Source organism: Parapedobacter sp. (assembly GCF_035556095.1).
Lineage (GTDB): Bacteria > Bacteroidota > Bacteroidia > Sphingobacteriales > Sphingobacteriaceae > Parapedobacter.
On the sequence record NZ_DATMFT010000018.1, the window covers coordinates 240,892 to 254,169 of the forward strand.

The 13,278-nt window shown below is 41.0% G+C and carries 11 protein-coding genes; 2 read left to right on the forward strand and 9 right to left on the reverse strand.

Annotation, left to right across the window (positions count from 1 at the left end):
• The first annotated feature begins 8 nt into the window (after positions 1–8).
• Positions 9–1,295: a hypothetical protein gene (locus VNQ80_RS09445; RefSeq protein WP_325637828.1), complete on the forward strand. Its 1,287-nt coding sequence runs from the start codon at positions 9–11 to the stop codon at positions 1,293–1,295.
• 158 nt (positions 1,296–1,453) lie between these two features.
• The gene (locus VNQ80_RS09450) at positions 1,454–2,752 is read left to right on the forward strand and encodes a nucleotide sugar dehydrogenase (RefSeq protein WP_325637830.1); all 1,299 of its coding nucleotides are present in this window, start codon (positions 1,454–1,456) and stop codon (positions 2,750–2,752) included.
• Positions 2,753–2,796: 44 nt separating this feature from the next.
• Here the strand turns inward: VNQ80_RS09450 and VNQ80_RS09455 are convergent, their stop codons facing one another.
• The 9 genes from VNQ80_RS09455 to alr all read right to left on the reverse strand — a co-directional run bounded on the left by VNQ80_RS09455 (position 2,797) and on the right by alr (position 13,240).
• Complete coding sequence (locus VNQ80_RS09455) at positions 2,797–3,924, reverse strand: DegT/DnrJ/EryC1/StrS family aminotransferase (protein WP_325637832.1); 1,128 nt, start codon at positions 3,922–3,924, stop codon at positions 2,797–2,799.
• Entirely contained in the window at positions 3,925–4,584 is a 660-nt protein-coding gene (locus VNQ80_RS09460) for an acetyltransferase (RefSeq protein ID WP_325637834.1), read from the reverse strand. It lies immediately after the preceding gene.
• A gap of 55 nt (positions 4,585–4,639) precedes the next feature.
• On the reverse strand, positions 4,640–5,314 hold the full coding sequence (locus tag VNQ80_RS09465; RefSeq protein ID WP_325637836.1) for a PIG-L deacetylase family protein: 675 nt from the start codon (positions 5,312–5,314) through the stop codon (positions 4,640–4,642).
• Positions 5,311–6,285: a methionyl-tRNA formyltransferase gene (locus tag VNQ80_RS09470; protein WP_325637838.1), complete on the reverse strand. Its 975-nt coding sequence runs from the start codon at positions 6,283–6,285 to the stop codon at positions 5,311–5,313. Before VNQ80_RS09470 ends, VNQ80_RS09465 begins: the two co-directional genes overlap by 4 nt.
• A 1-nt stretch (position 6,286) precedes the next feature.
• Positions 6,287–6,871, reverse strand: coding sequence for a sugar transferase (locus VNQ80_RS09475; RefSeq protein ID WP_325637840.1), 585 nt, complete (start codon positions 6,869–6,871; stop codon positions 6,287–6,289).
• Positions 6,872–6,873: 2 nt separating this feature from the next.
• On the reverse strand, positions 6,874–8,112 hold the full coding sequence (locus VNQ80_RS09480) for a glycosyltransferase family 4 protein (RefSeq protein ID WP_325637842.1): 1,239 nt from the start codon (positions 8,110–8,112) through the stop codon (positions 6,874–6,876).
• Positions 8,109–9,902 carry an alginate lyase family protein gene (locus VNQ80_RS09485; protein WP_325637844.1) on the reverse strand — a complete coding sequence of 598 codons (1,794 nt, stop codon included), beginning with the start codon at positions 9,900–9,902 and terminating at the stop codon, positions 8,109–8,111. Before VNQ80_RS09485 ends, VNQ80_RS09480 begins: the two co-directional genes overlap by 4 nt.
• Positions 9,903–9,993: 91 nt before the next feature.
• Positions 9,994–12,123: a bi-domain-containing oxidoreductase gene (locus VNQ80_RS09490; RefSeq protein ID WP_325637846.1), complete on the reverse strand. Its 2,130-nt coding sequence runs from the start codon at positions 12,121–12,123 to the stop codon at positions 9,994–9,996.
• Positions 12,083–13,240 (reverse strand): alanine racemase, encoded by a 1,158-nt coding sequence (alr, locus tag VNQ80_RS09495; protein WP_325637848.1) that lies wholly within the window; start codon positions 13,238–13,240, stop codon positions 12,083–12,085. Before alr ends, VNQ80_RS09490 begins: the two co-directional genes overlap by 41 nt.
• Positions 13,241–13,278 lie beyond the last annotated feature (38 nt).

Genomic DNA, 13,278 nt, shown 5'->3' on the forward strand with positions numbered 1-13,278 from the left:
CCAACGTGATGAAAAACAAGTTTAGCTACTACGCCTATATCCTCAGGTATAACAAATGGAAGCGGCTTATCTCGCTGATCAACGTTATCCTATTCTGCACCGCAAGCTATGATGTCATCTTTCATTCGTCGATATTCCAGTCATCAATCGGCATAATGGTCATTACCGCCGGCAAGTTGCTGTGGGACACCTACATGCTGGTTAAGGGACTTACCACAGATAACAAACTGGATAGTTTGACGATACGTTCAAAAGATATCATCTTCCGCAAAATCCAACTCGAAGGAGATTACCAACTGATTGCCCATAAATACAGGACAAGAGAACACATTAAGACGGCCAAAATCGTTTATTCTCAAAGTATAAACGACTTTTTAACCCAAAAAAATAATACCGGGTTAGCCTTTGAATTCTGCAAAGGCACACAACAAAGGGTAAGGGAATTTATCGCCGAGAATTTCGATAAACTCAGTCTTTTCCTCAAAATCAGCTATCGGCAAAGTAATGCATTAAAAAAGGACTATTTCAACGAACAGAAATTTTGCCTATCGGCTGATATCGTTCCCGGCGAGCCAATTAAATGCCACAAGGGAACCTACTTCGATACGATGCTGACCAACTTCGTGGCTGGGAAATATATTGAGGACGCCGCAGGGAATATCGTAGCCGATTTTACCGCCCAAAACCCGGTGAAGAAAAGACGTAACGGCTTTTACCTGGAGCGTATATCAGAAAGCAATTTCAATAACCATATCGGTGTGAGCACCATCGCTATTACCAAAGACCACTATCTTGTCTTCTGGATTCAGAATCATAAGGCACAGTCGTCCAGTGGCCTGATTGTACCAACGGGCAGCGGTTCATGCGATTTCGATGACGTGGTTGACATGGATTTCATGAAGACCATGAGAAAGGCGATGGAAAGGGAATTGCTGGAAGAAAGTACCCGGCGGGGTAAGTCTACAAGTGAAGTCGTGCAAACCAAAGTACTTGGTTATTATCGATGGTTAGAAAAGGGCGCTAAGCCAGAGTTTGTCGGGATCAGTAGGATTGACTTGAATTTCAGTGATCTGAAAAACAATCAGCGGGAAGTCAGGTTGAATAACAGCCACGAGGATTTTCAATTGACCAAAAAAGTAGCGTCGTTGTCCGATTTGGCAGACTACCTCGATAACGAAATTAAAAATAATCGGAACCTATCGGTGCCGTTATTTTTTAACATGTTGGTCTTTTCGAAGTATATAGCTGCATTTAAAGATGAAGCTGAATCTTTTCTGTTCGGTGCCAATGATTAATTTCAGCATCTCTCTACCCTAATCTCCTGCGATGCCGATATGCAACGCGGCGTACCGTCCTTAGGGTCGTGATATTTTCGTACTTTTGCGCGGCCGTATTCCTTTCGAATGGGCAGAAGTAATACACAGCACGGAGGTTAAGATGAAGTGCACAAAAAATGACAAATAACCATTTAAAAAATACCGTAGCAAATGCCCGTATCGCTGTTATCGGACTGGGTTATGTGGGCCTGCCACTTGCTATCGAGTTTGCTAAGAGGTACCATGTACTGGGCTTCGACATCAATGAAAAACGCATTGCTGACTTAAAGGAAGGGATAGACCGGACGCAAGAGGCAGATCTAAACGCCTTACAAGAGGTTACCCGAATAAAACAGTTAAGCTTTTCGGCTAACATTAAAGACCTTCGCTCGTATAACACTTTCATTGTCACCGTACCCACCCCAATAGACGAGTTCAAAGCACCCGATTTGAGGCCGTTGATCAATGCGTCGGAGATGCTGGGTAACGTATTAACGAAAGGTGATATCGTCATCTACGAATCTACCGTTTATCCCGGCTGCACGGAAGAGATATGCATTCCTGTTCTTGAAGAGGCCTCAGGCCTCCTGTTGAACAACGACTTTTTTGTTGGTTATTCTCCCGAGCGGGTCGTCCCTGGCGAGAAAATCAGAACACTAACGAAAATCAAGAAGGTGACCAGCGGCTCCACGCCCGAAATCGCAGACCGCGTAGACGACCTGTATTGTTCTATCATTGAGGCGGGCACGCATAAAGCGCCCAGCATCAAGGTGGCCGAGGCTTCGAAGGCCATCGAAAATGCGCAGCGCGATGTCAATATCTCCTTCGTTAACGAGCTAGCATTGATTTTCGACCGTATAGGCATCGATACAAATGACGTCATTGAGGCAGCAGGTACAAAATGGAATTTTTTGAAATACAAGCCTGGTTTGGTGGGCGGCCATTGCATCGGCGTAGACCCCTACTATCTAGCACATAAGGCACAGTCGCTCGGCTACCTCCCACAAGTCATCCTATCAGGCCGCCGGGTCAATGATCACATGGGCGCCTTCGTGGCTGAGAAGGTGGTGAAGCTGATGATTCAGAAAGACCACAAAATCAAAGATTCCCGGGCCCTTATCATGGGCATCACGTTTAAAGAGAACTGCCCAGACATCCGGAACACGCGGGTTGTCGATATTTACCACGAATTAAAACAGTTTGGGCTTGCAGTAGATATTTACGACCCTTGGGCCAATGCTAACGAGGTAAAACGCGAATTTGGCATAGATATATTAAATGAAGTGGATAAAAGCGTGGTTTACGATGCGATTGTTGTCGCTGTTGCCCATCGTGAGTTTTTGCAGTTTGATTACCAAAAAGTAAAACGCCGTAATGGCGTTATTTTCGACACTAAGGCGTGTTTGGAGCGTAGTTTGGTGGATGGGAGGCTTTAAAATTCTGCTCCGCAATCATGCTTAACTTTCCCGCATGGTCAAATTTACCAAGATAGATTCGTAATGCAATCGACTACCCTTTCTAAATCGCAGCTGGTCAAATTAGAACCAGACGGCAGACATAGGCCTTTATCAAACAATTTCTCTGAGGTACCGTCACCATAAAATGAACAACCCTCAAAAACCGGCTGAAGGTGCATCGGTTTCCAAAGCGGACGGGCCTCGATGTTCTCTGCTTCCAATGCCAGTCGGATGTCTTCACGGGTGATTTCCGGATGATCCACCAAAATTGTCGTTAGCCAAAAATTTGAATAGTAATCAGCCGACGGCTCGGAAAGGAATGTCACTCCGGGCAGCGCTCTAAATACTTCGTGATAATATTGATTAATCTCTCTTCGTCTGTTTACACGCTCAGTCAAGACCCCCATTTGCCCGCGGCCAATGCCCGCACACACATTGCTCATTCGGTAATTATATCCCACATGCGAGTGTTGGTAATGCGGCGCATTATCTCGCGCTTGGGTCGCTAAGAACCGTGCATATCTAATCTTTTCTTCATCCTTCGCTACCAGTGCTCCACCGCCAGACGTGGTTATAATTTTGTTTCCGTTAAATGACAGTATACCGAATTCACCAAATGTCCCGGCTGCCCTCCCCTTGTAAGTAGATCCCAATGCTTCAGCAGCGTCTTCTATAACCGGAATATCAAACTCCTTCGCGACGGTTAAGATTTCATCCATCTTTGCAGGCATACCATACAGATGGACGACGATGATAGCCTTAGGTTTCTTACCCTTTGAAAAGCGATCGCGGATGGCGTCGCGCAAGGCATCGGGATCCATATTCCAAGTGTCGGATTCGCTATCCACAAAGACGGGAATCGCACCCTGATATTTGATAGGGTTGGCAGATGCGGAGAACGTCATAGACTGGCAAATCACCTCATCGCCGTACCGGACACCTAGTTGGATGAGCGCAAGATGTAGGGCAGCGGTACCGGAACTTAAAGCGGCAACGTAAACACCTTCACCTAGCCGTGCTTCTATATCCTTTTCAAACCCATTTACGTGGGGTCCGAGCGGAGCAATCCAATTGGTATCAAATGCTTCTTTTACGTATTCAAACTCCTTATCGCCCATGTGGGGCGAGGAGAGCCAGATTTTTGAGTTCATCTATATTGAATCTTTTATTTTAATTACTTTACCAGGATTGCCGACCACTGTTGCTCCGTCTGGAATATCTCTGATGATGACCGATCCAGCTCCGACAGTGCACCATCTACCAATCTGAATACCCTGAATCACACAAGCACCAATACCAACATGTGTTCCCTCACCGATGGATACATTTCCGGCTAACGCAACGTTCGGTGAGATATGGACAAAATCACCTATCATACACTCGTGATCAACAGAGCAGTTGGTATTTAGAATAACGTGCTTCCCTATACTTGCATCCGGATTGATAGTGACGCCCGCCATCACCACAGTACCTTTACCTATCGTCGCATAAGACGAAACATTTGCCGAGGGATGAATGGCCTGTGTGTAGATTAGCCTTTCAGCATAATCTTCCACCACCTTTTTTCTTATTTTATTATCACCGATACACACCAAATAAAAACCATCGTCCGGCCAACTTTGACTTGGTTGCGGCTTTACAACGAAATCGAGGAGCTTATTGATGGCAGTGTTTCGATCGAAAACACCAGTGATAAATTGTTTGTTTTTACCAACGATATCCATCACCACTTTTGCATGACCGCTTGCCCCAATCAAATAGACACGATCTCCAACCTGTGACTTCTCAATTCCAGACATTTTCTTTCTCATTTACAAAACTGCATTTTCGAGATTGGGGCAAATTAGCAAAAGAAAGTTACTTACTTCAAATTATTCGCCTAAGCTGAAAAAAAGCCTCGGCATAATGAACTCCAATTGTTGAGCCTCTCACTTGCGCAAGGCTTCGAATTATCTCGAGTGATCTTGGGTGAGGTACTGATTTAAGTTGCGAACCAAAATATGCCATCGCTTCAAGCTTTCGGTCAATAAAATCACTTACGTCTATGAACGTGTTTGGTATGAAAGCGTCGTCACCAAACGGGGCTGCCCACTCTGTTTCCGAAAGTGTTTCGTAGGCGAAAATTTCCTTTACAGGGCAATTATTTATGGGTCTGGCAGCCGTCAACGCAGCATTGAAAATAACCGCATGGTCCTTATGCGCATCTCCTCGAAAGGGAATATATAGCGTAGTTATTTCATTTTGGCGAATTAGTTCATTAATGGAGTTTGCTATTCTATACGATGGGTAAGCCTCTAATTGAGGAGCCGGGTATTCATAAAAAAAAGTTTCTGTTACTCCTAAATATTCATGAGCGCTCAACGCTTCTTTCCTTATCGAATCTACCACTTCCTTAGAAAACAACTCCGGAGCACCCGAACTCGCGTTGGTCATGACCGCTACCCACACCTTATCACCCTGTTGAATATGGCGTGCCATAGTGGCACCACAACCCAAAATCTCATCATCCGCATGAGGAGCAAGTACTAAGACTTTCTTCATAAGTTATTAATTTTTTTTTCTAATTCAATTATTCGTTGACGGAGTGAATATATTTCCAACTCAGCATAGTATCCTATCTTCTGTCCCACTCTTAGTTGAACCTCGTCACCATTATCATAAATGAACTCACTTATCCACAACAGCCCGTCACCACATTGAACCAGTGCTTCGCCAATCTTGTTTAGCCTTAATATGCGCCCAGAAACTCCCCTAATGGGCATTTGCATTTCAAGCCTGCTCCTATTTATTAAAATCTTCCTCCCATTATGAAATGAATAGGCCATCGGGTGCGGCTTTGCTGACGCTTTAATTAATCGATCAATCTTTTCACTATTATCAGTCCAATCAATCCAACCATCTTCAGGAGCTCGCTTCTCATAATATGTTGCTTGCGCTTCATCTTGAGGTACAGGTTCCCAAATTCCCTCTTTTAACTTGGGCAGCCAATTATCTAAGCAATTGTCGATGGCACAAAGAATCTTGCTTTCAATCGAAGATGCATCATCGTTTATATCAACCGCAAAGTCCTTTTGGACAAAAATCGGCCCATCATCTGCACCTTTCCCCATCAGGAAAAAATTAGCTGCACCCAGACTTTCCTCCAAGACCAACCATGCTATCGGTGCCCTTCCTCTACCCTTAGGAAGCTTCGTGGGATGAAATCCAACACAGCCTAAAGTGGGCAACTCCAAAATCTCTTCCGAAACCAATTGAGATAACCCGACAATAAATATTACATCTGGAGATTGGGTCTTTAAGATTTGAACGACATCCGGGGTGTTGATCTTAGTAAAGGGTTTATAAAAAATGTGATGAGTTGAGCATACTTCTCTTAAATTCGAGTATCCACTCACTAATGTACTATCTTTTGGCTCATATCCTAAAACAGAAATTAGTTCCATTTTATGCTCAACAAGTTTATTTAAAGTGGCCAGAGTACTCGATACCGCACCTATAAGAGCTATTTTCATATTATTCAGGCTTATTTATGAACTTTTCTTCACCTTTAAATACGATTAAAATCGTTTTCAACCCAATACTCAAATCCATCGGAAACGAAAGATGGTCTACGTAGTATTTATCGTATTTCCAGCGTTCTGGCCAAGATAGGTAAATATTACCATTGACTTGAGCTAAACCTGTTAATCCAGGCTTTACATTTAGCCTAAACTTACCATTTTCGTCCAATTCATTGAGCTGAGAAACTAATCCTGGCCTAGGGCCCACCAACGACATATCTCCTATCAGTACATTTAGAATTTGAGGTATCTCGTCTATTTTAAAACGTCGTAGTACGCCTCCTACTTTTGTTACCTCACTATTACCAACAAAAACTTCTTTATGTACCTTCCTTTGTTTATCTATCATGGTTCTTATTTTGTAAACTTTAAACGTCTTCCCAAGGTACCCTAATCTTTCTTGCTTGAAAAAGAAAGGCCCTCGAGAGTCTAGTTTTACGAGACAGTACAAAAATAAAAATAGCGGGAATAAACAAATCACAATGAGTAACGAAGCCAAAATATCAATCATACGCTTGAAAAATTTTCTATACATCATGACTAATAGTTCTGAACTTTTCCGATCGCTTCCAAATACCTTTTTGCAAGTACCGTACGATCAAAATTTTCTTTTGCATATACGTATCCATTGTGTCCTTCTTCCTCTAACCTATCCGGATTCATTAAATAACGTCTAATTTCACGATCGAAAGCATCTGGATTTTCTGGCTCAACATACGTACCTGCTTGTGCCGTTTCAACCAATGCTCTTGATACCCCGTCTATTGCCATCAATATCGGTTTCTTACAGGAGAAATAATCAAAGGTCTTATTGGAATAAACCGTCTTAAAAGTATCTACTCGCTTTAAAACAGACGCTCCTATTTCTGATGCTATTATAAATTTGAAAACTTCCTTTTTAGGAACAGGATCTAAAAAACGAACGTTTATAACGTTCATATCATGCGCCATTTTCTTTAAACGCCTTTTTTCCATGCCTTGGCCAATAAGTAAAAATAAGATATTTGTGTCCTCAAGTTTCTTGCCAGCGTAAAGTAACTGCTCAAGGTGATTAGCAACTCCGTGGGCACCAACGTAGATGATGACAAACTTACCTTCCAAATCATGTTCTCGGCGGAAGGTATTCCTATCAAAATCTCTCAAGATATCTTCAGAAAGCGAAAAATCGGCAGCATTTGGAATCATAATCAACTTATCGGTCGGCACATTTTTTTTTTCAAGTAGTGTTTTTTGAAAAGCCGGGGTCAGCACATTAATAAGTTTTGCCTTGCGATAAATGAAAGCCTCAAACCGGTAGGCCATTTTGATAACATACGTATTCGTCAACACTCCCGTGTCAATAGCAGATTCTGGCCACAAATCTCGAATTTCAAAAATCATGGGAATCCGCTTGAACCGAGAAATTATATAACCACTTACCCCGACAAACAATGGTGGAGAGGTTACAATTACTACGTCAAATTTGCCTTTGACTTTAAAGACGCCAGCCCACATCGAAGAAAACATGAAAGAAAAGTATCCCCAGAGTCTTCCGATAAAACCACTATTATAAGATTCAGACACATGTGTGCGGAGAACTGCTATTTTTCCTTGTTTCTTTTTTATAAAATACTTCCCTTTATATTCTTGTCGCTTTTCTAATCCATTTGCGTGCATCATCCCCGCAATAACCGTTACTTTGTGTCCATGATCGGTCCATATTTTTGACATCTCATTCCATCTTGACCCTCCTGGGTCGTCGTCTTCGAGAAAATATTGGTGCAGTAAAAGGATGTTCATGGTTGATAAGTTAGCTGAGTCTCAATTTCGTCTTTAAACTGGAAAGAGGTGGCTTTCCCTTCTTCTTTAACACCATAATAATTGGAATTAAACGATAGGATAGACGCATGTGGCAACACCCTTCCTTTTTCAATAGCCCTGAATTGAATATCAAAATCATCAATGTGCCATAACTGACTTTTTTTTTCCCCTTCCAAATGATAAAGCCTATCGAAAATTATCCACTTAAATTGTCCCTTCAGTTTAACGATTCTTCTGTAGTGTTCTGCTTTTTCATTCAAAAATCGGAAAGCCTTTATCTGTCCTTCAAACATAAATGAATTATCATCTTCAACGACTTTAGAAAATACTTTTTGTGTCCAATAATACCAAATAAATCGACTTCCTTTTAACATTTGAGATTGGTTACCTACCATAACCGTGTTATGAGAAGCTGATCCCATAAAATAATCCAATTCCTCCTTTGTTGTATTGTATTTATATGATCCAGAGTCCCTCGCTATATTTTTTCCATCGACCCAAATATCAATGTGCAAATTATCCGCTTGTGCCGGTCTATCTTTATGTGAACCGCATCTAGCAAAGGTGAACGTTCTCTCATCCCGAATTATAACATACCCCCCAATGGAGTACTCTTTAATTCCATAAAACTTCTTTACCGGGAGGAAGTTTTTGTTGTTATCGACAAAGTTCCACCAAAGTATTTCCTCTTTATTGGACAGTTCATTAAATAAATTCTCACCTGTCAATAGCTTGTGTAGAGAATTAAGTTGGGGTCGAAAATCTCGATAATCGGACGTTGAAAGTGGAAAAAAAAGAGCTCCATCATTAGAACCATAATTCGGCAACCAGCCGCTTTCATCCTGCAAGCATTGGTATAAAAATTCAAGTGACTTATAAGCCCGGTCATAGACATGCTTAGAAAAAGGTAAGCTTGCCTTCTCAGTTATTGTTATCCCCAAAGTTAAGAGTTGAATAACTACTCTATGATAATTCATAGAAAATTGTAGAAATGTGCCATCATTATATATCTGATAAGCAATTTCTTTTTCAAACCATTTTCGTCCTGAGGTTGACCATTTTTTAGTTTCTTCAATGAAAGGAAACAAGATGTTACTAACTGCTAAAAGTAAAGTTTCGGTGATTGCATGATTGTTACGCACCGCAATTCGGGAAAAATTGATGTGATTAAAAACATGATGCAAAGATGCAAAAATCACCTCTTGAATACGATTCCACCTCTCCTCTGTCAAAGAAGTACTGTTTCTATAATAAGAAAGAGCAAAGTACCAGTTAAAAATCCGAAGCGAAATTTCTTGGCTACAACGCCAATTTGGGCCTCTATTGATTGGGTTATGTTCAATCCATGAGTCAATTTCAGAGAAAATGAACTCACTGAGATCAACATTAAAATGATAATCATATCTGATTAATGTCAATAGATATGAGAATCGAGATTTTTCCCAAACGTATTTTATATCTCCCGTCTCCGGTGACAAATCAGGTATTTCGCTCCAGTGGCTTTTTATACTATATCGGTAACCGTTGGTTGGATTTGTTATCCAGTCATAACTTAAGCCTAGGCATTTCCATTCTGCACTAAAAAAGAGGAGTTCTCCCCCAAGGATTCTTTTTGCTTCAGTCTTTAAAGTGGAATCTTGGGTTCTTTGGTAACATATAGTTTCTTTAGCAGGTGGCCAAAAATGAAATGCTAAGTCTCTCCATTCGTTTAACCCAATCTTAGTTATACTTGGGAAATGTGTAGGATGCCTCTTCTTCAATAATCCCATCCTCATTTCAAGTTCATGTCGGACTCGATACCAAACATATCTAGCTCCCATATTCCGACACAATTGAATTGTAAGATTCAAATTCATCAGTCTAGTCTATATCAACCCATCTTTGGGTCTTTAAACTTTCAATAGCTGCAAAAGAAGCTTTGGTTGTATTGACAATCTCACTAAAAGGAATGAGCTCACTTCCTCCGGTTTCGATCAGCTTAATTAATGTCTGAAATTGAGTCTTATGTCCTTTATCCAGAGTCGTTTTCAACTTCGAAAACCCATTTATGCCGAATCCTTCTGTCTTCCTAAAATTGTCCAGTATAAGAGTGCGTTCTTGTGAAAAGACTTCAATTCTCTCTTTTGCATAAGATTTAGAACCATTTGCAAAGTAGTTGATAACCCCGGTAGAGCCATTTTCATAGCGAAGTAAAATAGAAGCGTTATCAGTGGATTGGTCAGGGTTAACACCCATTGCATTCATACATACTGATTTGACAACACTCCCGGTGAAATAAGAAATTAAATCTATATAGTGGCAAGCCTCTCCGACGATTCTCCCGCCGCCTATCTTTGGGTCATGAACCCATACATTTGCTGGAATAAACCCTGCATTCATTGTTGCAACAACGTTCATCGGCGCATTACCGAGTAATCTTTTGATCTTTACAGAATGAGGTGAGAAACGGCGATTAAAGCCAACTGATACAGTTTTACCAGACGCTTGTTGCGCAGTGATAACCGTATTAAGCTCTTCATGATTAAGCGCCAATGGTTTTTCTACGAAAACATGCTTCCCTGCACTTAATGCTTCAATAACCATTGACGCGTGTTGATTATGGCGAGTGGTAATCAACACGATATCTACCTGATCGTCTTCAAATATCACGCGATAGTCGGTTGTCGAATGCGAAAAGCCATATTTCTGCGCAAGTGCCGTACCGGAAACTCCGCTCTGGCTAGCGATATACTTGAGTTGAACACCGCTACCTTTCAATGCCGGTAACATCGTCATTTTAGTGAAATTTCCTGCACCAATAATGCCAATGACGCCCTTTGAAGCAGAGAAAGAAGGAGTGCGAATTTCTACAGTATGGACAGGTTTTGTTGGGGTGTCTTTATACGTCAAAATTGAAGCAATCGATCTACTCGAACTAATATCACCGTAAATACTGAGATAATTCTCCAATGGAATCAACTCGGTTATTAACTCCTTGACACTTAACTTTCCCGAACCAATTGCTTGAAGTACAGCCTCAAAATTTCTTTTCTCCGTCCAACGCACAAAAGGTAATGGATAATCAACTCCTTGCTGCTCATAACTATCATCATATCGGCCCGGCCCATAGGAACAAGAAACTTGAAAAGTTAATTCCTTCTCATAAAATTCAGCTCTACTCAATTGCAATCCAACCACTCCGACAAGTATAATGCGTCCTCGCTTTCTCGACATACGAGCTGCTTGAGATACGATTTCATTATTTTTTGCTGAAGCGGTGATGATTACGCCATCACTCCCAATGCCATTTGTTTGCTCTTCTACAAATTTGACGACATCACCACTTTTTGGATTAAAAGTAATTACTCCCCATTGTTTAGCAATTGCTAATTTATGTTCGTCGATATCCACACCAATCACTTGGCAGCCATGCGCAACAAGTAGTTGAGCTGTAATTAGTCCAATCAGGCCTAAACCTACAACTACCACAGTCTCACCTAATGTTGGTTTTAATAGGCGAATGCCTTGAAGCCCGATAGAGCCTACAACTGTAAACGTGGCCTCTTCATCCGTTACTTGTTTTGGAACTAGCGTCACCAGATTTTTCGGCACACAAACAAATTCAGCATGTTGTCCATTTGATGCAACCCGGTCGCCGACTTTGAACTCACTAACGCCGTCACCAACAGCTATGACCTTGCCAACATTGCAATAACCTAGTGGAAGAGGTTCCCCCAGCTTATTAAATACGGCCTCTAAGGTAGGCAATAAACCATCTGTTTTAATCTTATCTAATACTTGCTTAACCTTATCCGGCTGTTGTCTGGCTTTCTGAATTAGGTTTGATTTTCCAAACTCTACGAGCATTCGCTCTGTCCCCAATGACACTAAGCTTCTAGTCGTTTGGATAAGCACCGCCCCCTTACGGGCTTGGGGGGCTGGCACTTCTTCTAATATAGTTTCTCCGGTTTTAAAAGATTGTATTATTTGTTTCATGTTGTTTCTCATCATTATAAACTCTCTCAACCCTGTCTCCAATTGAGCATAAAATTTCATAGGGATGGGTACCCTTAATTTTTGCCCATTGTTCAACAGTAATTTGATTACCGTCTTCGCTTCCAATACAAGTAACCTCTTCTCCTATACTCAATTCGGATTCTTCAAAACCATTTAAGGATACTGTCGTGTAGTCCATAGAAACCCTACCAATAATAGGGCATTTCTTTTTTTTGATTATTACGTACCCGGTATTTGACATACATAAGGGAAAGCCATCAGCATATCCAATTGAAATTATCCCAATCAAGGTATCTTTCACTAATGTGAATGTACGTCCATAACCAACGGAAGTACCCTTTAAAACTCGCTTAAAGCTTATTAAACGAGTTTTGAACTTAATTATTGGTTCAACATTTATAACTTTCTCGCTTTCTGCATCTACAAAACCTAATAGATTAATCCCCGTCCTAACATAATTAAACGGATATACATTAGTAAGACCCCGATAATTATTGTTTGCATCGCTATTTGCGATGTGAATTTTAGGGAAGTTAATCCCCCCCTCCTTTAAAACTTTAACGACATGATTGAACGCGGTTACTTGTTTTAAAGTACTTTCATCATTTTTCTTATAGGCCATTGAAAAATGAGAATATAAGCCGGTGAAATTAATATTTGGCAGACTAATCAAACCCCTAATTTCATCAACCGCCCTGTCTAATATTATTCCCAGCCGTCCCATTCCTGAATCAATTTTTATATGACACTCTGCGACCATGTTCTGACTTATGGCTTTTTCACTAATCCTGTACGCGGTTGGGGAGTCAACTATTCCCAACACTATATTTCGAGAAATTGATTTTTCTATTTCATAATCAAGAACGCCTCCTAGTATTTGAACAGGAACGCCAATTTCTAATAATTCCTCGGCTTCAGCATAATTTGCGACACAAAATCCGCTGACCCCTTCATCTGCTAATACACGAGCTATCCTTGGCGCACCTAATCCATAAGCATTTGCTTTTAAGACACATAAAACATTTGCTGGATAAACATGTTGTTTAATCTCACGGTAATTCAATCTTAGTTGATTTAAATCAATTTCCAACCATACTCGATTTTTGTTCATGACAAGAGTACCTCTTGATAATATGTCGTTTTATACAA

Excerpts from the sequence above, each read along its gene's own strand:
- VNQ80_RS09480 (WP_325637842.1), bottom strand. The coding sequence starts at position 8,112 with ATGAACATCCTTTTACTGCACCAATATTTTCTCGAAGACGACGACCCA.
- VNQ80_RS09470 (WP_325637838.1), bottom strand. The coding sequence starts at position 6,285 with ATGAAAATAGCTCTTATAGGTGCGGTATCGAGTACTCTGGCCACTTTA.
- alr (WP_325637848.1), bottom strand. The coding sequence starts at position 13,240 with ATGAACAAAAATCGAGTATGGTTGGAAATTGATTTAAATCAACTAAGA.
- VNQ80_RS09450 (WP_325637830.1), top strand. The coding sequence starts at position 1,454 with ATGACAAATAACCATTTAAAAAATACCGTAGCAAATGCCCGTATCGCT.
- VNQ80_RS09490 (WP_325637846.1), bottom strand. The coding sequence starts at position 12,123 with ATGATGAGAAACAACATGAAACAAATAATACAATCTTTTAAAACCGGA.
- VNQ80_RS09460 (WP_325637834.1), bottom strand. The coding sequence starts at position 4,584 with ATGAGAAAGAAAATGTCTGGAATTGAGAAGTCACAGGTTGGAGATCGT.
- VNQ80_RS09445 (WP_325637828.1), top strand. The coding sequence starts at position 9 with ATGAAAAACAAGTTTAGCTACTACGCCTATATCCTCAGGTATAACAAA.
- VNQ80_RS09465 (WP_325637836.1), bottom strand. The coding sequence starts at position 5,314 with ATGAAGAAAGTCTTAGTACTTGCTCCTCATGCGGATGATGAGATTTTG.
- VNQ80_RS09485 (WP_325637844.1), bottom strand. The coding sequence starts at position 9,902 with ATGGGATTATTGAAGAAGAGGCATCCTACACATTTCCCAAGTATAACT.
- VNQ80_RS09455 (WP_325637832.1), bottom strand. The coding sequence starts at position 3,924 with ATGAACTCAAAAATCTGGCTCTCCTCGCCCCACATGGGCGATAAGGAG.
- VNQ80_RS09475 (WP_325637840.1), bottom strand. The coding sequence starts at position 6,871 with ATGATGTATAGAAAATTTTTCAAGCGTATGATTGATATTTTGGCTTCG.